The organism is Paenibacillus sp. NPDC056722, from assembly GCF_042790635.1.
In the GTDB taxonomy this organism is placed as follows: domain Bacteria; phylum Bacillota; class Bacilli; order Paenibacillales; family Paenibacillaceae; genus Paenibacillus_AQ; species Paenibacillus_AQ agri.
The window spans coordinates 128,854-150,099 of record NZ_JBHTYV010000006.1; the positions used below are offsets into that span (position 1 = coordinate 128,854).

Here is a 21,246-nt window from a genome sequence, read left to right on the forward strand (position 1 = left end):
TAGGGTTAGCCTCTATAATAATCTTTGTAAATACGTTTGGAGGGAAATCAATGAGAAAACATAGACGTACATATGTAGCCATGCTGCTCAGCACTTTTATCATCAGTCAACTATCGGCTTACTCAGCGTCTGCAGCTCCGGTCAAAACTACTAATAATGTCAATTCACCGACCAAAGTAGCGGCCCTGGAACCAAGTCCAACAACGAAATTAGGCAGTGTACAGCTGGGAGCTGGGGTCAATGCTACCCTTGAGGATATCAGGCTGTGGCCTCAAGCGGGGGGGAATATCCTCACGTATACCCTAAATTATGCCAACGGGGGCAGTAGCAATGCTGGTCTGATCCACTATTTTTCACGGGTGGTCACTTCTGGAGGCACGGTAATCCCTGGCAATCCGATAACGGCAGATGCACTGAAGAAAAGTATCGATTCCAAGCAAAATCTGCGTGTAACCTATTATGTTAACGTTGGCCAGACCAACTCCCTGAACGGCATCAAGATCGCTATGTATGTCTGGGACGCCAAAGCCAAGGGCTATTTGCGACAAGCAGGATCCATCGGCGTTCCTGCAAGCTATTCCCAGTCGACACTTCATGGGAAAATCCTGAACACCACTATGAGCGACATTCCCGTTGCTGCGTCTTCAGAATCTTTCCAAATCTATAAATATAGCAGCAAAGTCTACGCCAAGATTGGCCTGAATGTAACCAATAAAGGGAACAAAGTACTCAGCGATCCCGGTTATAAGGCTTACTTAGTAACGGCAAGCGGAACCGCCTTTGAGCTGGCATTAGACAGTTCGCAGGCCGGGTACAAGATACAACCGCAAGAGAAGAAAACCATCTATTATTTGACCGAAATTCCATCTTACCTTAAGACGGATAATATGAGACTACAATTCGTGCAAAGAGACGAGACACTGAAGGTCGACCTTCCACAGTCCGCTTACAAGCTTCCGGCTGCTACAACACCTGATTTGACGGTCGCCAAGGGCGTTACTAAAAAAATCATTATTAACAATAACTCTGTCGAGACTCAATTGAGCAATGCAGCAGTCTATGCAGAGAACGAAACCGGGATGTGGACCTTCCAACTCCGTTTCAAGAACACCGGGAACAAGGCCGTCACCTTGCCGAATTATGAGCTGGCCGTGAAATCTGCCAAAGGAACTTCATTCCCGGTAAACGCAAATGGAATTAACGGACTTCTCTTGAAGCCGCTTGAGGAGAAAGTGATCTCGCTCAAGGCCCAGGTTCCGCTGTCAGTTGAACAGAACACGTTACAGCTGCAAATGATTGAATCCGTTGGCTCTACGCCAGATAAGTCCATCTCACCGGACAATACCGGAAGTGGCGGCAGCGATGCCGGAACAGGTTCGGGAACTGGCAGTAATACGGCCAAGCTGACCATTCCAGTGGCATATTTCACCATCCCTTATACGTTAAGACCGGATACACAGAAGGGGCAGGATTATAGAACAACGAATGATTACGGGACTTTCAATTACCGTCTGCTTTCTGTGCAGCGTTTTCCGTGGAAAGACGACGATATCATCGTTGCGAAGCTGAACATTAATAACACTCAGTCTGTAAACCTGTCTCTGCCTGATCTAAAAGGCGCCGTCAAACTGGACAATAACGATCTTACCGGTTCGACTGAGTTGTTCATGGACAAGGAGTTCCAATCGCTCGCACCGGGTAAATCGGCCGACATCTATGTGATGGCCAAAGTTCCGTATACACAGAAGTTCGATAAACTAAGTATTAACCTGTATACAACCGTCAAAGAAGAACCCGTCTCTTTCCTATCGTTCACTACAGACAGTATGATCAATGCTGTGGCGCAGATTGAGCGTGGAGGAAGCTACGATGTCATTGCTAAAGGCAAGAATGCCAAGGTTCAGGAGAACAAGACCACGATCTATGAAGGCGTCAACTCCAACATTGTGTACTCCGAATTGCTGCTGAGTAGCGAAGAGAAGAGACAGGGCAAGATGGCCCGTCTTCAAGGCTACTTTGCAACGCCGAACGGTGAGCTGTTCGAAGCGGTATCCAACCAGCCGGACACCTCTGCAACACCAGGTGGCAAGCAGTTGGTCACATTCTGGGCGAAGGTTCCTAAGTCGGTGAATTTGTCCGATGTTGCGCTGTACCTGGGACCTGGCATCACTGGCAATAAGTTAAGTGAACCGGGACAGGAACCAACTGGATTTATTAACATTGCCTCACTGGATCTCAATCCAGTGGCGACTCCTCCAGAGAACAATTTGTCAAAAGTCACGCTGTATCCGTACACCTTATCTATGCTTAGATCCGATGGCCGGAATCTTCTAGGTACAGATACGATCAATATCATAATGAACTATGATCTGCTACGTGATGTTAGCTATGATATGGGGACCTTTAACCACAAGCTGGTTCTTAAAATGACAGATCCTTATGGCCAATCCCAGGAAAAGAGTCTGGCTATCGGAACAGATCTGACTGAGGGTAGTAACAATACATTCAGTCTCTCCTTCAGCAACCCGACTTACAAGAAGCTGGTTAATGGAGGAGCTTACCGTATCACCCTTTACGATGAATTCCAGGGAGAACGGATTGAGTTGGCCAGCCAGGCATACACCCTGTACATTGACAGGACGCTGACGTCAGACAAATAAGACTCTTTATTAAAGTACAGAAGGAGCAGCTTGTATGTTGCGAGTGGAAAAAGTAACCCATTCTTTCAAGAACGGCAATGAAACAACAGCCGTGCTGCATGATATCAACTTCTCGGTTCAGAAGGGCGAGATGGTCGCGCTGCTTGGCAGCTCAGGCTCCGGGAAGTCGACCATGCTCAACCTGATGGCAGGGCTGATGAAGCCTACGGAAGGACATATTTACATTGCCGACCATGATATTGTGAAAATGAGCGAGAACAAACTGTCCGAATTCAGACGAAAAAACATCGGATTCATTTTTCAGGCGTATGAGCTTATCACTAGCCTGACGGTACGTGAGAACGTGGAGCTGCCCCTGGTCTTCCAGTCAGTGGCTCCATCTGTGCGCAAGAAGAAGGCGCTGGAGCTGTTGGAGGCGGTAGGTATTCCAGATAAAGCCGATCTATTCCCTGCACAGCTGTCTGGTGGTCAGCAGCAGCGTGTTAGTATCGCGCGGTCCCTGATCACGGAGCCATCCGTTATTTTCGCGGATGAACCGACCGGGAACCTGGATTCCAAAACAGAGGAAGAGATCATCACGATTCTGCTTGATTTGAACAAGAAAATGAACACAACCTTTATAGTTGTTACGCATGAGATCGAGGTCGCAGAACAGATGCAGCGCATCTTCACACTGCGGGACGGATTTATGATCACCGGAGAACAGCCTCCTGCCGAAGTGGAGTCCAAAGGAGGAGAGCAGGATGAGAGTTAGGGATATTTCGCGTCTGGCCTGGGATCAGATCAAACGACGTAAGGTAGTTACGGGGCTTTGTATGGCGGGGATTTCTATCGGATGTGCTGCCATTATCGTTGCACTCAGTCTCGGAGATTCGGCGCAGGCATACACAGAGAAAGAGATCAACAGCCGATTCAAAATGGATGAGATCACTGTAACCCCCAACAGTGGCGTACCCAACCAAGGGAAGAATGGGAGCCAGGGGGAAGGGGATAACGAGAAGCTCGATCCCGGTAAGCTGACCCGCCAGAAGCTGGAGATCATCTCTGGACTGAAGCATGTGAATGCGGCAGCGCCTTTCCAGGAAATTGGCTGGCTTCAGATGCTCACTATTGATAACAAAATATCTGATATTCAGGTCATAGGTACCAATCTTAGCCTGCTAACAAAGTACGATAATACTTTCAAGCAAGGAGGACCTTCTGAGCTACCAGGAATGGCTGTTCTGAATTACGGAGCGACGCTGGGTCTGATTGATAATGAGACCAGGCAAAGTCTGTATGAGGCGATGGGGAATGATCCATACAACAATGATCTCAGGCTGCAATACGATAACCTTAGCCGTATGCCAACGGATCTGTATCAGCAGCAGATTCAGTTCCAATCGACCGACTTTAGCAACGGCAAGACCATTGTTAGCTCCTCCATTCGAGTCATGGGGATTCTCGCCAAGCCCAAAGGAATGGATGACAATATGGCGATGTATGACAAGAAGATCTACGTGTCTCTGGAAACGGCTGAGCGACTGCGGGATGAACTCAATCTGAACAATGATTCCAATGGACAAGCAGGTGTCTATAACAATGCGATTATCAAGGTTGATAGTATCGATAACATTGTAGCGTTGGAGAAGCTCATTCAGAAGCTTACCCTGAACACCAGCACGAATCTGTACCAGAAGGAAATGCTTGCAGAGCAGTTCAGTATGGTCAAAAAAGTAGCACTCGGGGTCGGGATATTCATTCTGATTATTGCCTCAATCTCCATTATTGTTGCCATGACCATGTCTTCCCATCAACGCCGTCGACAAATTGGAATCATGAAGGTACTGGGAGCTAATATGCGGCAAATACGCAATATGTTTATTACGGAAGCTGCATTGCTTGGTTTTCTGGGCGGACTGCTGGGCGTGGTATTCTCATATTTGATCGTTACCGGCATGAACAAAATAATCGGCTCCGCTGGCGGTATGGGTGGAAGTGAGGGAGGTCTTGTCATCGCCATTCCGCTGATGACGATTCCGATCGGCATCGCATTCGCCATTATGACAGGTGTTTTATCAGGGATTTATCCGGCCATCAGTGCATCGAGAACCAATGCGCTCACGGCTATCAAACGGGATTAGTATTTTTGTGGCAGAAAGGAAGCCGAGGGAATGAAAAGGATTATAAAGTGGGTCATCATCCTAGCGATTGTAGCCGTAGCCGGTTATTTCGCTTATGACAAAATGTTCAAGCCGCAGGAAGCACCGCCGATGGAGGAGCCTGTGCAAAGTATTACCTTCCCGGTTACCCAAGAGACGATTAACAAGACGATTCAGGTTAAAGGGAAATCTCAGTATGAACATGAAACGCTTGTCTATGCGCCGTTTGCTTCTAAAGTAACTTCCTGGAAGGTAGAGAATGGCGGACAGGTTAAGAAAGGCGATATCCTGTATACTCTGGATCAGGAGACGCTAAAGAACGATATTGCGACACAGGAAGCGACCATCCGTAAAGGCAAGCTGGAAGCAGAACTGAATGCTTTCGTGAGCCAACAGGACGAGGAGAGTGCCGCGCTGGGCGCCACCGAGGCAGATCGATTGAAGGTGCTGGCTTCCCAGGAAGCGAAGCGGATCGGCGATGAACTGAACGAGGTGACTGCGGAGATTCAGGCCCGGGAGCTTGCCAGCAAGAAGGAAAGGCTGAATACAGCGATTTACCGTGCTCCGGCAAGTGGGATTTTCCTCTTCGACAGCACTAGTGAACGTCCACAGACGGTGTCTGACAACCAGTACATCGGCAAGATTGTCGATCTTAGCAAGGTTGAATTTGTCGCACTGGTGGGAGAGCAGGATGTGTTCCGGATCAAAACCGGCATGAAGGTAGACGTGAAAATGACTGCACTCAAAGAAGAGAAGCTGTCTGGCGAAGTGACCAAGGTGGCCAAGTTCGCCACTACCACCTCAGGACAGACGAATAACACCAGTCAAGTGCCGCAATTTGAAGTCGTTATTAAGCTTGATGCCAATGAGCATCTCATCGGCGGTCTGAGTCTGAATGGCGAGATTGAAGCTATCCGAAAAGAAAAAGCAACAGTAGTCTCGAGCATGGCTGTAATCCATGATGGAGATGCTGCTTATGTCAATCTGGACAAGGGCAATGGTGAGGTCGAGCGGAGAGATATCAAGATTGGACTGGAGACAACCGACAAGACAGAGATTCTGACCGGTCTTAAGCCCGGTGATACGGTTGTTCTCCAGTAGCAGCATAGTTATTTAGCAATCGATGAACGCCAAGCTTTAATATCTTTATTGAGGGCGGTAAGATCAGGAACGGGGACAGGGTTGTCAGTCAATCCGTATTTATGCTTCAACGCTAAAATACGGTAGACACTCTCGTCAATTCGCGATTCCTTGAGCTTACCGTTTTTTACGCTCTGTAGAATCGCTTCGCGGACCCGCTTCTCATTATTATACTCATGGGCGACCAGCAGAATATCGCTGCCGGCATTGACACTGTCAAGCGCAGCTTGGCCCAGGTCGAAATGCTTCATGATTGCGCCCATTGTCAGGTCATCGGTGATAACGACACCCTTGTAGCCCATCTCTTCCCGAAGCAGATCGCCAATGATCATACGGGACAAGGATGCAGGTCTGTCGGGGTCCAGCTTGGGAAACAGAATGTGGGCCACCATGACCGCATCGGCATTCTCCTTAATGGCAGCCTGGAAGGGGAGCCATTCTAGCCCGGCCAGCTGATCCCTTGTTTTATTCACAACAGGCAACTCCAGATGAGAGTCTACGGAGGTATCGCCATGCCCGGGGAAATGCTTCACTACCGGAACAACGCTTTCGCTCTCGATGCCTTTCATCTCGGCAATGCCCAGTTTCACAACGGTGTCCGCCGAATTGCCGAAAGAACGGTCGCCGATGACAGGGTTCTTGGGATTGCTGTTAATGTCCAGTACCGGAGCGAAGTTCATATTGAATCCGGCGGACCGCACCTCCCGAGCAAGCAGCGTGCCCATGGTTCGTGCTGCATTCGTATCATTGCGGAGCCCCACCTTGGCGTTAGAAGGGATGGTAGCGTACTCCGCAGGCATACGGCTGACTTTGCCGCCTTCCTGATCGACACTCATGAACAGGGGAGCAGGATTTGCTGCGTTACTTTTCTTCATGGAATTAACCAAAGTGACCATCCCTTGCAAATTATCGATGTTGTTACTGTAGAGGATAATACCGCCTACCTTATCCTCTGTGATCATCCGTTTGGCCCCTGCATCCAGGGTTGTACCGTTAATACCGACCAGCAGCATTTGTCCGATCTTTTCCTCAAGGGTCAGGGACTGAAGCTGAAGGGCTACAGGATCAGGCTCTGCCGTAGGCGTTGCGGGAGTAGGCGTTGAGGTGTTAGCTTCTGTTGTGGACGGCCCTGCTGCTGACACGGTTGGTGCTGCGGCAGGTGCCCGTGTGGATGCTGTGGATGAGGAAGTGCTACTGCCACAGCCGCTGATAAGCGGAATCAGGAGCAGAACAGAAGCAATGGGAGCAAAGCGTTTTTTATATAAGGGAAATATCGTTAGGCGGTCTATTACTTTCATCAGTTAGAGTCTTCCTTTCCTCTACGGAATGTAATGTCGGGTGGTATCATTAAGACCTGCTTTAGTGTAACCACCTTTAAATTCCATAATACCATTATCCGTCTAACTCTCCCAAGGAGAAGCGTTGCGGGAAGTAGCTCTGAGAAGTGATATTGAGAAGTAAGGGGAAGGGCGGACTTGCCCCATTATCAGTCTGAATGATAAGATATACAGGAATCGATACATATTTTGAAATTTAAAAATTGAGGTGACGTGTCCATGAAAGACGAATTATTTAATGCACTTAATGAACAGATGAACTTTGAGTTCTATTCCGCTCACGTTTACCTTGCTATGGCAGCTTATTGTTCCGGTGAGAGTCTCGACGGATTTGCTAATTTCTTCTTGGTTCAAGCCGAAGAGGAAAGATTTCATGCAATGAAAATATACAGATTCCTCAATGACCGCGACAAACGGGCAACACTGGCTGCACTCAAAGAGCCGAAAAATGAATACAGTTCGATGCTGGATGCGTTTGAACATGCCTATGCTCATGAGCAACAAAACACCAAGAAGTTCTACCATCTTGCAGACATTGCCTTGGACGAGCGCGAGCATGCGACCATCTACTTCCTGAAATGGTTCATTGACGAACAAGTAGAAGAAGAAGCGTTGTTCAGCAACATTATTTCCAAGCTGAAACGTATCGAAAAAGACAGCAACGCTTTCTACATGCTGGATGCTGAGTTTGCTACCCGTAGCTTTACTGCTCCAGCTGAGTAACAGCAGTTAACACATATTAATCCCTGCAGCCCTTTGGCTGTGGGGATTTTTCATGTTTGTTATCGCCCGTTTAGCCTAAAAAGTTGAACGGAGTCAAATAATGTTGCATACGACAACAAAATTCATGTATTCCAACTCTATTTGGCAGGGGTAACTCTTGCGCCACTCGGCAACACTGTTTCTCTAGACCCACCCGATTAGCTGCGTGTAATATAGAACAATACTATTGCTTGGGGGTTACTGGTTTTGGATAATTACAAAGACATCAAACAGGGTGAAAGAGGTGCCTGGCTAAGCATAGCAACGTATATTTTGTTATCCGCCGTCAAGCTGTTCATAGGAACGATCTCGGGTTCCCAGGCGCTGCTTGCCGACGGATTGAACAATACTACGGATATTATAGCGTCTATAGCTGTCCTGACGGGGTTGAAAATATCGCGCAGACCTCCGGATTCCAATCACCGGTACGGACATTTCCGTGCAGAGACGATTGCGGCAATGATAGCCTCTTTTATTATGATCGCGGTCGGACTTCAAGTCTTGTACCAGGGTGTGAACAAATTCATGGAGCCGTCACTTGTGACACCGGATCTGATCGCTGCCTGGACAGCAGCGGGAAGTGCAGTCATTATGATGGCAGTCTACATGTACAACATAAAGCTGGCGCGGCGCATCAACAGCAATGCTATCGAGGCTGTGGCGCAGGACAACCGCTCGGATGCGCTGGTCAGCATTGGGGCTTTTATCGGGATTATCGGCTCCCAGTTCGGGATTCCTTGGCTGGACCCGCTTACAGCGACCATCGTCGGCCTGATGATCTGCAAAACCGCATTCGATATCTTCCGTAAGGCTACTCATGACCTCACAGACGGGTTTGATGCGGCAGAACTTGAACGGATGAAGAATACGGTGGCCGAAATTGATGGCGTGCAGTCGATCAAGGATATTAAGGCCCGTGTGCACGGCAATAACGTCCTGGTGGATACAACCGTGCTGGTGGATGCCAAGCTGAATGTGGTTCAGAGTCACGACATTACCGAAGAAATTGAAGATCAGTTGAAAGACCGTCACCAGGTTTCTTACGTGCTTGTCCATATTGAGCCTGTTTAATAGAACCAGGGATATTCCTCTTATGAGGATGTTCCTGGTTTTTCTGCGTTATTGACTGGGCACAGGGAGATGTGTGTATAATTACAATATGATATTAACAACTGGATAATATTAATGTTTTTATAGAAAAGGAGCACTGTAACCTATGTCTGATCACCCTCTTACTAATGCCAGTGGGTTAACTGAAATACAATTTCTGGCGACTTATGATGCTGATGCGTATGAACATCCTTCGGTGACAGTGGATATGCTGATTTTTACCGTGATGGACCTGGAACAAAACAATTACCGCAAGCTTCCCCAGAAATCTCTCCAGCTATTGTTGATCAAACGGGGCGAGCATCCGTACCTGGGCCAGTGGGCACTGCCGGGCGGCTTCGTAGCTGTAGATGAAAGTATTGAGGATGCGGCACGACGAGAGCTATACAGCGAAACGAATATAGAAGATCTGTATATGGAGCAGTTGTTTACATGGGGAGCTGTGCACCGTGACCCGCGTACACGGGTTATTAGCTGTTCGTACATGGCGCTCGTTGACCGAACCACGCTGGATGTGCGGGCCGGGGACGATGCTACGGATGCAGCCTGGTTCGATGTCTCTTATACAATTGAGGCTGAACACACAACAACCACTGAACAGGGAACGGAGACAGAGAAGCGGGTTCGCATCAAACTTCAGAATGAGCAACAGACTCTATCTGCAGTTGTGCGGATTGTAGAGTCCGTACAGGGACGTGTCAGAAAGCTGTCACGTGAGATTGTAGAGAGTGAGGGAATAGCGTTTGACCATTCCATCATGATTGAGTATGCGATCGAGCGTCTGAGAGGCAAGGCTGAATATACCGATATCGTGTTCAACCTGATGCCGCCATTGTTCACATTGTCTGAATTACAGCGGGTGTATGAGATTATTCTCGGAAAAGAGCTGCTGGCCGCGGCTTTCCGCCGTAAAATGGCCGATGCCGTTACCGAAACCGACGAGTACACCAAGGATGCTGGACATCGTCCATCGAAGTTGTACCGATATAACCCGGAGTGGAGCCATAGATAGCCCTCATCGATAATATTTCATGTAGAATATTGTCGTGTGATGTTGTTAACTGAACTTTCATGCAAAATGGTAGAGAATATACCTTATTTCCCATTCGAATGGTTTGGGATAACGAAGGGATGAGGCCATGATTGCCTGGAAAGATTCTTACGATATTGGGGTAGAAAAAATTGACTGTCAGCACCGACAGCTGCTGGCGAAGCTCAATGAGTTTTTCGAAGCTTGCTCGAATCAGCAGGGCCGGGACAAGATTATGGAAACACTGAAATTCCTGAAAGAGTACACACTCGAGCATTTCGGCGACGAAGAAGAGCTGATGGGAGAGATTGATTTTCCGGAGCTGACGGAGCACCGCAAGACCCATGCGGATTTTGTGAAAACAGTGCTTGAGCTTGAAGAAATGATCAACGCCAAGGGCGTATCCGTTCTGTCTACGATCAAGTTGAACCGCACCTTGACGGATTGGCTTGTTAATCACATTAACAAATGTGACAAGCTGATCGGTGAATACATGGCCAGCCGCGGCAAAGCCGTATAACATGACTTAAAGCCAGTAAAGTTCCTATCCAGAGCTTTGCTGGCTTTTTGCATACAGAATAGATATGTTTCAATAGTTGATATGAATGGATCAGTATTTGATCTACTGCTGCCTTTGATTTATTATGGCTACACCACAGACAAGAGGTGAGTAACTTGAAGCAATATGAATCGGCCACTTTAAAAAAAGGGCTTCTGATCCTGGATACGCTGCAGCAGACAGAGTCTATGAAACTAAGCGAGATCATCCAGATCGTTAATCTGAATAAATCTACCGTATATCGCTTGCTGTATACCCTGGAGCTTGCAGGCTATGTGAAAAAGACGGATTTTGCTTATAGTGTGACGGAGAAAATAGGCGGAGCCGTGAGTCACCCTTCCCCTAGACTGGAGTGGGTGGCTGTCCCGCCGTTGTATCATTTGAGCCGTGAGGTCGGTGAGACCCTGTACATTGGGATTCTTAACGGTATCCATGCCGTGACAACCCAAGTGATAGAAGGAACACATACGATGCGGATTCATTCCAAGGTGGGCGACCAGGCTTACGCACATCTGAGCGCCTTCGGCAAAGCCATTCTTGCTCATCTGGATGAACGCAAGCTGGAAGCTATACTGAAGAACGTTATCCAGCACAAAAATACCCCAAATACCTTTGACGATTTCCACTTGCTGAGAGAGCATCTTAAAGTGATTCGCCAGCAAGGGTATGCCATTGATGACGAAGAGACGGAAATCGGCCTCCGCTGTATTGCGGCTCCTGTTTTTTATAAAGAGACTGCTATAGCTGCTGTTGCCATCTCAGGTCCTTCTGCGCGGATGACCAAAAAGAAAGACCGGGCGCTGAGCAGACAATTGCTGGAATGCAGCATGCAGATATCGAAACTGCTGGAGAATGAATAACAATGCCGGCCGGGATGGCCCCGCTTTTTATCATAGAAGATTAATCTTAATAGCGGGGCGCACGCCGTAACAAGCTAAGTTGACACGACCATAACTGCGGATACTGCTTCGAGGACCAACAAAATACGCGCGGGAAGAAATACCGAGTTGAGTTCTCAGCCACCACCATGAGCAGCCAAGCGCTTCATCATTCTCGAGGATATAGTCAGCTATGATTGTTTTATCATACACATACAAGCGGCATCCATCGTTCTTTTGTATTCTGGACAATTCCGTTCCTACTGCACGACGTCTGACACCTAAAGAGTCTTCGTCAAGTTTATAGGTCAGCTCTTTCACTTCTGCAACGCTGAGCAGAAATACCTTGTCCTCCGTATCTGAACTTCCGTCCCCGTTGTCAGCGCAAAGTGTTGGCTTGATGAACTTCATCTCAGCATCATTGAACGCGGCATGATAAAACTCTTCGTTCAGCCACCTTCGCAGATCAGAGTCACGCCAAGTAATATCGACATTTTCATGATGATATCGTTTGCAGTCCAAAATGTACTGGCTCAAAACGAACAGCTCTCCACCTGAATTTTGCAGCACCCGCCACTTGATCGGCGTTTTGTCCGCGCCGTGTACAGTTTGCGGGTAAGTGCCAAAAGTTATGATGTCGCCGGGCGCTGCGCTACGGTTCTGTGTGAAGGCAAGACTGTTATTTTCCAATCAGATTCACTCCTTATCGTGTCTAGTTCAATTGTACAACATTCATGCAAGTGCTAAAGATGAAGCCGTCAAATCCTTGATTTAGCGCAATAGTAATCATAAAAAGCTTCTCACTGTTCTTGAATGTTCTTGTTTAAGATGTCATTAAAACCGACAAGTAAAAAAACAGGAAACGTCCTGGAAATTGGCTTGGCATTGTGCAGCCGCATTTTCCCGACGTTTCCCCTGAATTAATTACTATCTATAAATCGCTTAAGACCCTCTACCGCATAATCATGGTCAAGTTGACCTGTTAGTCCGGCTACTGTAACGGAGCCTATTACACCTACGTTTTTGATGCGAAGCGGAAAGGTGCCGCCTACCGCCTGATATTCAGCGGGTGATAGAAGAGAGCTCTCTGTATGCGTAGTTCCACTCTGGGCGAAACGTTCGGCAATGTAAGCGGAGCTACGGTTGTAGTGGTCGGTTACCCGCTTTTTACGGAAGAGCCAGTGGTAATTCTCATCAGAGGTGCCTTCCATCAGATGGGTGAACAATGGGACGCGGTTCCGCTCAATATGAACGGCAATTGAGGTGCCTTGTTCTTTGGCATAGTTGATAATGGTAAATCCGAGCTCCAGGGCATCCTCGTTAGTAAAATGATCTAATTGGAGTTGGTTCTCCAGTTGTTCCAGCAATTGAAGATTCATCATAATTTCACTCCTCAAAAAGTTGTTGTTGTCTGTCTAGACGATAGTTCAGCATGGCCAAAAGCATAGCTCCGCACACCATGATGGATCCAAGCCAAGCAGTGTCCAAGTAACCCAGATGGTCCACGGCATAGCCTCCTATGGTAGAGCCAGCCGCAATGCCGATATTAAAGGCGGAAATATTCAGTGCTGATGCCAGATTTTTAGCTGACGGGGCGAACTTTTCAGCGAGTGTCAGGATGTAGGCCTGTACTCCCGGAGACATCATGAAGGCGAAGAAGCCCATTAAGATGAGCCCCAGAATGGTCAGTTGCTTGCTCGGCAGCAGTACGATTTGCAGCAGTAATACAATGCTTTGGCACAAAAACACAAGCCGCAGCGATTTTACAGGGTGCGCATTGGCGAGTTTTCCGCCGACTAGGTTGCCTATCGCAACAGCAACTCCATAGACTAGCAGCAGAAGCGTAATAGAGCCGGGAGAATAGCCGCTGATATTTTCCAGAATAGGCGTAAGGTAGGTGAATAAGGTAAACGTTCCCCCGAAGCCGAGTATGGTCATCAGTAAAGCCAGCAGGATGCGGTTGTTAAAGACCAGCTTTCTGATATCGCTTAAGCGAAGCTTGCTCGAATCCTGATTAACCTTACCGATCGCCAGACCATTGGAGACCAAAGCTATGAAGCCAAGTGCGGCTACAACGCCAAAGGTAGCCCGCCAGCCGAAATGCTGGCCGATATACGTTCCCATGGGAACGCCGGCAATGGTGGCTACGGTTAGTCCGGTGAACATGATCGAGACAGCGGTACCTTTATGACTGGCGGGAACCATGTCCACAGCAACGGTAGCTGCTACTGCAAAATACACACCGTGGGCGATGGCTGTAATGACCCGTGACAACATTAGCAGACCATACGAATGCGAGAATGCTGCCAGCAAGTTGCCTAAGGTAAATATGGTCATCAAAAGGAGAAGAAGCTGCTTTTTGGGAAAACGCCCTGAAAAAGTCGCGATGAGCGGAGTTCCTACGGCAATTGCGACGGCATAGCCGGAAATAAGTGTTCCTGCTCGTGTGATACTGATGGAAAGATCATCTGCTACCGTTTGCAGCAGCCCTACCAGGACAAACTCCGTTGTTCCGATAGCAAACGCGCTGATGGCAAGGGAGAGTAGAGCGATATAAATCTTGGCTGACATTAGGGATGAAGTCACTTCCTCTCTTGAAGCTCTGTTGCTCAAGTTCCTTCTCCGGAGAAGTCTTGCAGTAAAAGCTGTCTTTATAATAACGGAAGTTAAAAACAACCCTCAAAAAATGCGTAAAAGTTTCAAAAATAGAAACGAGCGAGGACCATTACAGCACGAATAAATCTGCGGTCTTTGACGATTCCCTGCGTGGATTTTATACTGTGTTAACGGTTTGTGTTATGATTTGAGTTAGATACAGAAGAACGCGGTGAAGGGGAGAAACATAATGAAGACTTTGCAAAGAATAGCCTCGGGAGTATTGATGCTGCTTGGGTTGGTTCTAGTGAATTATTACATCGGCTATCACCTGTGGTTGTTGGTACAGGAATGGCTGCCAGGATCGTCTCCGGCCTTGTTCTGGAGTCTCTTTACAGTTGTAGCGCTGGCATACGTCATCGGAATGATTCCATGGCCGCAGGTGCTTAAACCAGCTGGAAGACTGTTTAAGGTCGTAGGCTCATACTACTTGGCTTGTATGGAATTTGCTATTCTCCTGCTGCCTTTGACAGATTTGGTTTACCTGCTGCTCTACTGGAGCGGTAAGGTGCCTGATTCCTTTGTCACTGATGCTGGCGGGGTGCTGTTGGTGCTATTGGCTCTGTTCCTGATTTGGGGTTCCAGAAATGCTTGGAGTACGGTTGTGCGGAATCATTCGCTGCCCATCGCCAAATCGCGTGGAACCCGGAAGCCGCTGACCGTTGCCGTAGCATCTGACCTGCATTTGGGGAACATCGTCGGCAATCGTCATCTGAAAAAAATGGTGGCAGAGATCAATCACATGCAGCCGGATATTGTCCTGCTGGCTGGGGATGTGCTGGATGATAGCATCGAGCCGTTCGTTCGTAATAAGATGAGCGACCAGTTAAAACTGCTTAAAGCCCGTTATGGCGTATATGCTGTGCTGGGTAACCATGAATACTACGGTGGCTCCATCGAGGAATATACTCAAGTGATGAAGAGCATCGGGATCAGGGTGCTACAGGACGAAGTTGTGGAGACTGCCGGTGTTTACATCGTAGGTCGTAAGGACAAAACTGCGGAAACGATGGAGGCCGGCGGCAGATTGAGCGTACCTGCGCTGCTTGAGGGAATTGACCATTCCAAGCCTGTCATCATGATGGACCACCAGCCGACCGGCTTTGGAGCTGCAGCTCAGGCAGGTGTGGACGTTCTCCTCTCGGGTCATACGCACCGCGGCCAGATCGCACCCAACCACTGGATAACCAAACGATTATTTGAGCTTGATTGGGGATATCTGCAAAAAGAAAACCTCCATGTAGTAGTCTCTTCTGGCTACGGAACGTGGGGGCCGCCAATCCGCTTGGCCAGCCGTTCCGAGCTAATTAAGCTGGAGGTTTTGCCGGAAGGTAGAACGAGATACAGTGAAGAGCCGGTAACTGCGAAGACTGTGCTGGTTTAACCAGCGAAAACTATCACCGAAATCAAATGATCTGGAGTCATGATTGAAGCGATGATTGTGTGCCCTGAAGCTATGGCTTCGGGGCTTTTTTGTGTAATAGTTGGAGGAGCAGACAAAATTCAGTTTTGACAAGTCTGAGGTGGTAGTGTATTTTGAATATAGTTAAGTTATTAACTAATTGGAGCTGAAAACGAAGTTATGGATGATTTGCAGAAATATGTACTGAACCAGCCGCTGCCTACAGAGGCGTTCTTTACCCTGGTGGAGACGACTGCTAAGCTGGTGGCTGTTTCCGAGAAATACTGGCAATCCAAGGGCCTGAATGGAGCGAGAATTCGCATCCTGGTAGAGATCGCCAAACAGGGTGGTAGCATCCTGCCCTCCGAGCTGGCGTCGATCATAGGCGTTACCAAGGCAAATATTAGCCTGCTGCTGACCCCAATCGAAAAGGACGGCTATATCAGCCGGGCCAGTGATGCAGCCGATGGCAGGAAGACGGTGATTTCTTTGACTGGTAAAGGTGAAGCGTTGCTGGAGGAGCATTTACCAGAGAACCGGCAAGCGGTGGGCGAGCGGATGCAGCAGCTGGAGCCGCAGGAAATCCATCAGCTGATGGGATTGTTGCGGAAGTTGACCAGAGAGTAGCTGATTGGATCAGCGTACTCTTTTTAATTATATAGTTAATAACTTAACTAAACTCAGGAGATGGAAAGGACGTTATTCATGTCGATACTTATTACCGGAGCAACCGGACAGCTTGGCACTAAAATTATCGAAAAACTCGCAGAGATTATTCCCCCGGAACAGTTGATTGCAGGTGTCCGGGACCCGCAGAAGGCAGAGTATTTGCAGCCCCTTGGAGTACAGATCCGAATTGTGGATTATGATCAGCCGGAGACCCTTGAGGAAGCTTTCACCGGGGTTTCCAGGCTACTGCTCATCTCCAGCTCAAATACGGATGATGGTATCCGCTATGTTCAGCATAGTCATGTTATCGAGGCAGCTAAGAAAGCGAAGGTAGAACATTTCTTGTACACAAGCTTTGCCTTTCCAAAACCCGGTGCCGATCCGCAGCATAATGTGCATCTGCGCACCGAGCAGGCGATTCTCGATTCCGGCCTAAATTATACTTTTCTACGCAATGCCCTTTATACGGATTTTGTCGGTGTACTTGGATTGAATGAAGCACTTGCCAGTGGGGAACTAATTACCGCCCCGGGAGACTGGGTGTTCAACACCGTTACACGCCGCGATCTCGCCCTTGGAACGGCCAGCATATTGGCTTCATCCGATCATAAGAATGCCATTTATGAATTGACTGCCTCGGAGACGTGGGATTTCCATCAGCTGGCAGTGGTACTGTCGGAGATAGCCGGTCAGCCAGTGGTTCATAAGCAGGACGCAGGGGTGCAGAACTGGATCTACCCGTTTCTGTCCAGACTCGATACCGCATCCACTTCACAGGATCTGGAGCGTTTTGTTGGAGGACCGTTGCTTTCTCTAAAAGAGAGCATAATTCCCTTCATCCGTTCCACAGCTGACTGAGCGAACGTATTGCAGATTAGATAAAGTTGTTGAATCGCTCTAATGTTGATACTATGGGAGCATTATATGATGTCCAGGTATGGCAGAGAGTGAGTGAGAAGCAATGAAGAAGATTCTAGTGACCGATGATGATATGAACATCCGCACCTTATTGAAGCATGTGCTGACAAGAGAAGGGTATCAGGTGCTTGAGGCAGGGGATGGCCGGGAAGGGATTACGGTGTTAAAAGAACACACAGTGGACATGGCGATTGTCGATGTGATGATGCCCCATGTTGATGGGCTGGAGCTGTGCCAATATATCCGTGAGACGTACGATATCCCGGTCATTCTCCTGACGGCACGGCAGCAGCTCAGTGACAAAGAGCAGGGGTACTTGCGGGGAACTGACGATTATTTGACCAAGCCTTTTGAGCCGGAGGAGCTGATCTTTCGGATGAAGGCGTTGTTCCGGCGTTATTCGGTGGCTTCCAACGATAAGATTCGCCTGAATTCCCTTGTCATTGACCGCAAAAATTATGAGATCAACGATGGGGATGATGTCCTGCTGCTTCCTGTAAAGGAATTCGAGCTGCTGGCACAGCTGGCTCAATATCCGGGTCGGCTGTTCTCTCGCTCTGAACTGATTGAGCTGGTCTGGGGAGCCGGGTACGAGGGGGATGAGCGGACGGTCGATGTACATATTAAGCGGCTGCGGCAGCGGTTTGCCGGGTATCAAGATGATTTTGTAATCCGGACGGTGCGCGGCATCGGCTACAAGGTGGAGATGATCAACGCATGAAGTCCTTGTATGTTCGGATGTGCCTTGTTTTTTGCTCTGTCATTATTGTGAGCAGTTTGCTCGGCTTCCTGATCTCTAATCTCTATTATCAGTCGCAGGTAAAGCCGGAGAACGATGCCAAGCTGACCGGGATGGCTGTACAAATCCAGCAGTTTATTGCCACGCACCCGGAGTCGCAGGAGGATTATCTGCAAAGCACGGCAGCTCTTGGTTATCGACTCTACCTAACGAATGGGAACGGCGACGAGCGAACCTATGGCGAGCCATTCCGGGTCATGGATCTGGAGAAAGAGCAGATTGACACGGTGCTGGGAGGACAGGTATACCACGGAATTGCCGAGTTTCCAAGCAAGCCGTTTATCACCGGTTTTTTTGATAACCAGCTGCGGAATTCGATAGGCGTGCCGATCCAGACGGCGGAAGGTACATATGCGCTGTTCCTACGGCCGGATGCTCAGGTTCAGTTCGGAGAGCTGCGGATCTTTTTTGCGATGATTATCGGGTTCACGATACTAATCAGTCTGGGCTTTGTGATGATCAGTGTATTTCATATTGTCCGGCCGATCACCCGGCTGACTACAGCCACGAAGCGGATCTCCAAGGGCCGGTACGATATCAGGCTGAATACGTGGCGGAAGGACGAGATCGGTCAGCTGGCTTCTCATTTTATGGTGATGAGCCGGGAGCTGGAACGGACGAACCGTGCACGGCAGGATTTTGTCGCTAATGTCTCGCATGAGATTGAATCCCCGCTTACGTCTATTCAAGGGTTTGCGCATGCGCTCAGAGAAACCTCACTGCCGGAAGAACAGCGGCTGGAGTATCTCACCATCATTGATGGAGAAAGCCGCCGTCTATCCCTGCTTAGCAAGCAATTACTTACGTTGTCTTCCCTGGATTATGATGCTGAGGCGTTGACCAAGAAAGATCTCGATCTCAAAGCACAGCTGCGTCAGGTTGTGCAGATTATGGAGTGGAGACTGACGGAGAAGCAGCTCGCTGTGCGTCTGAATCTGGTCGATATCAGTATCCGGGCTGATTCTAATTTGCTCTATCAGGTGTGGATGAACCTGGTGTCCAATGCTATAAAATACACGCCTGTCGGCGGTTCCATCGCCATAACCTCCAAAACAGCCGGAGGAAATTGTATCGTATCGGTCACAGATACTGGCGAAGGCATCGCCGAAGAAGAATTGCCGATGATCTTCGACCGTTTCTATAAAGTCGACCGGGCGCGTACCCATGAGACGCATAGCAGCGGCCTCGGACTTGCCATTGTGCAAAAGATTGTTGAAGCACATGCCGGAACCGTGGAGGTCTCCAGCAGTGTAGGTGAAGGGACCATCTTCACCGTGACCCTCCCACTATTGTAAATAGTGGGTTTTTGTAATTCTTTATTCATACTCCGTTCATTTTCACTTTCTACACTGTAGCTATACAGAGTAGAAGGAGTGGTACTATGTTTTTAGCCCTGAGAGAGATGAGGCATTCCAAAGCCAGATATTCGTTGATCATGGTGATTATGCTCTTGGTCTCATTTCTGGTCTTGTTTGTTACGGGACTAGCAAGAGGCTTGGCTTATGCCAATATTTCCGCCGTGGAGAATATGCCTGCGAATTATTTCGCGGTTCAAAGCGACGCGGAGCATACCTTCAGACGTTCCGTTCTGGGCGGTACAGAGCTTGAAGCGGTTCGGGCAGTCAGCGGAGAGGCTAATGCAACCCCGCTTGCGGTGCAAATGAGCACGATTACCGCAGGGACTAGTAACGCCGATGACGTGAAGGCTGACATTACTTATTTTGCAGTGGATATGAACGGAATGTTGGCACCCAAAGTGGTTGAAGGGGATAAGCTCACCAATGACACCACAGGCAGTGTGCTCGTAGATAAGAAGCTGGAGCAGTCGGGCATCACAATCGGGAGTACACTCCGTGATCAAGCAACTGGCAAAAGTTTTACCGTAGCCGGATTCGTGAAGGATAACTCCTATAGCCATACCCCAGTGGTCTATATCAATCAACAAGAATGGCAAGAGATGAAGCAAGGTTCCAGCCAAGGAGGGGGCTCTCCGCAAGAGGCATCCTTTAATGTTATTGCACTGAACATCACCGCTGATCAGGCCGCCGAGCTTAATGGCAAGCTCGATCATGTGGAGATCATTACCCAGAAGCAGGCTATTGAGAGCATTCCGGGATATTCCGCGGAGCAAGGTTCTCTGCTCATGATGATCGTTTTCCTATTTGTTATTGCCGCTTTCGTGCTGGCCGTCTTCTTCTATGTCATTACCATTCAGAAAACAAGCCAGTTCGGTATCCTCAAAGCCATGGGCACCAAGATGTCTTACCTTGCCTGGAGTGTTGTAGGTCAGGTCATGATTCTGTCCATTGCGAGCTTGGTTGTCAGTCTGGCACTGACCTTTGGGATGAACATGGCACTGCCGGATTCGATGCCGTTCCAGCTTGAACCGATGACGATTCTGTGGACCAGCTTATTATTTGTAGGCATGTCCTTGTGCGGATCGCTCATATCAGTGGTACGAGTAGCGAAAGTCGATGCATTGGAAGCGATAGGGAGGGCTTACGCATGAGTGCGAAACTAACAATGAAGCAAGTGACTAAAACTTATGGTGACGGGGATGCGACCATATCGGTGCTGCACAACCTGAACCTGGAAGTTCAGGCGGGCGAATTTGTAGCGGTGCTAGGACCCTCGGGTTCCGGGAAAAGTACCTTTTTGTCTACAGCAGGTGCGCTGCTCTCGCCAACCAGCGGAGAAGTTCTGATTGACGGGGAATCGTTAAAAGACAAGGATAAAAGCGCGCTGACCCAGCTACGGCTGGAGAAAATCGGCTTTATGTTCCAAAGCGCTCAGCTGCTCCCATACCTGAAGGTAGAGGAGCAGCTACTATACGTAGCCAAGCTGGCGAAGCTTGGAACGAAGGAGTCCAAACAGCGGGCGGACTACTTGCTGAAGCGCCTGGGGATCTGGGAACGGCGGAATCAATACCCGGAAGCACTCTCCGGCGGGGAAAAGCAGCGGGTCGCTATCGCCAGAGCGTGGATGAACAAGCCGGCGATTCTGTTCGCGGATGAGCCGACGGCAAGCCTCGACTTTAAGCGAGGCAAAGAGGTCGTCAGCATGATCGCCGACGAGGTGAAACGGGAAGGCAAAGCGGCGGTAATGGTCACGCATGACGAACGAATGCTGGAATGGTGTGACCGTGTGCTGCATTTGGAAGAAGGTATACTGGTTGAAGGCGTTTAG

At 48.8% G+C, this 21,246-nt stretch carries 20 protein-coding genes; 16 read left to right on the top strand and 4 right to left on the bottom strand.

The genetic code is table 11. From position 1 onward, the window contains the following. Window positions 1-50 precede the first annotated feature (50 nt). Genes ACFRAM_RS16835 through ACFRAM_RS16850 form a run of 4 tightly spaced genes read left to right on the top strand, consistent with a single transcriptional unit; the run spans window position 51 to window position 5,902 of the window. Complete coding sequence (locus ACFRAM_RS16835) at window positions 51-2,660, top strand: hypothetical protein (protein WP_379466817.1); 2,610 nt, start codon at window positions 51-53, stop codon at window positions 2,658-2,660. Between the two features lie 34 nt (window positions 2,661-2,694). Then, window positions 2,695-3,414, top strand: coding sequence for an ABC transporter ATP-binding protein (locus ACFRAM_RS16840; RefSeq protein ID WP_379466818.1), 720 nt, complete (start codon window positions 2,695-2,697; stop codon window positions 3,412-3,414). Further along, window positions 3,404-4,783 (top strand): ABC transporter permease, encoded by a 1,380-nt coding sequence (locus ACFRAM_RS16845; RefSeq protein WP_379466819.1) that lies wholly within the window; start codon window positions 3,404-3,406, stop codon window positions 4,781-4,783. The genes ACFRAM_RS16840 and ACFRAM_RS16845 overlap by 11 nt, the downstream gene beginning before the upstream one ends. 30 nt (window positions 4,784-4,813) lie before the next feature. Further along, entirely contained in the window at window positions 4,814-5,902 is a 1,089-nt protein-coding gene (locus ACFRAM_RS16850) for an efflux RND transporter periplasmic adaptor subunit (protein ID WP_379466820.1), read from the top strand. A gap of 8 nt (window positions 5,903-5,910) precedes the next feature. Here the strand turns inward: ACFRAM_RS16850 and nagZ are convergent, their stop codons facing one another. Beyond that, window positions 5,911-7,239: a beta-N-acetylhexosaminidase gene (gene nagZ, locus ACFRAM_RS16855; RefSeq protein WP_379466821.1), complete on the bottom strand. Its 1,329-nt coding sequence runs from the start codon at window positions 7,237-7,239 to the stop codon at window positions 5,911-5,913. Between the two features lie 258 nt (window positions 7,240-7,497). On the opposite strand from nagZ, the gene ACFRAM_RS16860 reads away from it, so the two are divergent. From ACFRAM_RS16860 to ACFRAM_RS16880, 5 genes are all read left to right on the top strand, one after another. Then, window positions 7,498-8,001, top strand: coding sequence for a ferritin (locus tag ACFRAM_RS16860; RefSeq protein ID WP_379466822.1), 504 nt, complete (start codon window positions 7,498-7,500; stop codon window positions 7,999-8,001). Between the two features lie 246 nt (window positions 8,002-8,247). Next, window positions 8,248-9,111, top strand: coding sequence for a cation diffusion facilitator family transporter (locus ACFRAM_RS16865; protein WP_379466823.1), 864 nt, complete (start codon window positions 8,248-8,250; stop codon window positions 9,109-9,111). 145 nt (window positions 9,112-9,256) lie between these two features. Continuing rightward, the gene (locus ACFRAM_RS16870) at window positions 9,257-10,162 is read left to right on the top strand and encodes an NUDIX hydrolase (RefSeq protein ID WP_379466824.1); all 906 of its coding nucleotides are present in this window, start codon (window positions 9,257-9,259) and stop codon (window positions 10,160-10,162) included. Window positions 10,163-10,289: 127 nt separating this feature from the next. Further along, entirely contained in the window at window positions 10,290-10,700 is a 411-nt protein-coding gene (locus tag ACFRAM_RS16875) for a bacteriohemerythrin (RefSeq protein WP_083205157.1), read from the top strand. Between the two features lie 155 nt (window positions 10,701-10,855). After that, window positions 10,856-11,599, top strand: a complete 744-nt coding sequence (locus ACFRAM_RS16880) for an IclR family transcriptional regulator (RefSeq protein WP_379466825.1) — start codon at window positions 10,856-10,858, stop codon at window positions 11,597-11,599. 30 nt (window positions 11,600-11,629) lie between these two features. On the opposite strand, the gene ACFRAM_RS16885 is transcribed toward ACFRAM_RS16880, so the two are convergent. The 3 genes from ACFRAM_RS16885 to ACFRAM_RS16895 all read right to left on the bottom strand — a co-directional run bounded on the left by ACFRAM_RS16885 (window position 11,630) and on the right by ACFRAM_RS16895 (window position 14,230). After that, the gene (locus tag ACFRAM_RS16885) at window positions 11,630-12,307 is read right to left on the bottom strand and encodes a DUF6273 domain-containing protein (RefSeq protein ID WP_379466826.1); all 678 of its coding nucleotides are present in this window, start codon (window positions 12,305-12,307) and stop codon (window positions 11,630-11,632) included. A gap of 230 nt (window positions 12,308-12,537) precedes the next feature. Further along, the gene (locus tag ACFRAM_RS16890) at window positions 12,538-12,999 is read right to left on the bottom strand and encodes a heme-binding protein (protein WP_379466827.1); all 462 of its coding nucleotides are present in this window, start codon (window positions 12,997-12,999) and stop codon (window positions 12,538-12,540) included. Window positions 13,000-13,003: 4 nt separating this feature from the next. Then, the gene (locus ACFRAM_RS16895) at window positions 13,004-14,230 is read right to left on the bottom strand and encodes an MFS transporter (protein ID WP_379466828.1); all 1,227 of its coding nucleotides are present in this window, start codon (window positions 14,228-14,230) and stop codon (window positions 13,004-13,006) included. A 232-nt stretch (window positions 14,231-14,462) separates the two neighbouring features. Here ACFRAM_RS16895 and ACFRAM_RS16900 point away from each other — a divergent pair, with 232 nt between their 5' ends. The 7 genes from ACFRAM_RS16900 (at window position 14,463) to ACFRAM_RS16930 (ending at window position 21,246) form a co-directional block, all read left to right on the top strand. Next, entirely contained in the window at window positions 14,463-15,656 is a 1,194-nt protein-coding gene (locus ACFRAM_RS16900; protein ID WP_379466829.1) for a metallophosphoesterase, read from the top strand. A gap of 198 nt (window positions 15,657-15,854) precedes the next feature. Continuing rightward, window positions 15,855-16,301 carry a MarR family winged helix-turn-helix transcriptional regulator gene (locus ACFRAM_RS16905; protein ID WP_379466830.1) on the top strand — a complete coding sequence of 149 codons (447 nt, stop codon included), beginning with the start codon at window positions 15,855-15,857 and terminating at the stop codon, window positions 16,299-16,301. A 78-nt stretch (window positions 16,302-16,379) separates the two neighbouring features. Continuing rightward, complete coding sequence (locus tag ACFRAM_RS16910; protein WP_379466831.1) at window positions 16,380-17,201, top strand: SDR family oxidoreductase; 822 nt, start codon at window positions 16,380-16,382, stop codon at window positions 17,199-17,201. A 103-nt stretch (window positions 17,202-17,304) separates the two neighbouring features. After that, window positions 17,305-17,982 (top strand): response regulator transcription factor, encoded by a 678-nt coding sequence (locus ACFRAM_RS16915; RefSeq protein ID WP_379466832.1) that lies wholly within the window; start codon window positions 17,305-17,307, stop codon window positions 17,980-17,982. Next, entirely contained in the window at window positions 17,979-19,355 is a 1,377-nt protein-coding gene (locus ACFRAM_RS16920) for a sensor histidine kinase (protein WP_379466833.1), read from the top strand. Before ACFRAM_RS16915 ends, ACFRAM_RS16920 begins: the two co-directional genes overlap by 4 nt. A gap of 86 nt (window positions 19,356-19,441) precedes the next feature. Further along, window positions 19,442-20,569: an ABC transporter permease gene (locus ACFRAM_RS16925; RefSeq protein ID WP_379466834.1), complete on the top strand. Its 1,128-nt coding sequence runs from the start codon at window positions 19,442-19,444 to the stop codon at window positions 20,567-20,569. Next, window positions 20,566-21,246, top strand: a complete 681-nt coding sequence (locus tag ACFRAM_RS16930) for an ABC transporter ATP-binding protein (RefSeq protein WP_379466835.1) — start codon at window positions 20,566-20,568, stop codon at window positions 21,244-21,246. The genes ACFRAM_RS16925 and ACFRAM_RS16930 overlap by 4 nt, the downstream gene beginning before the upstream one ends.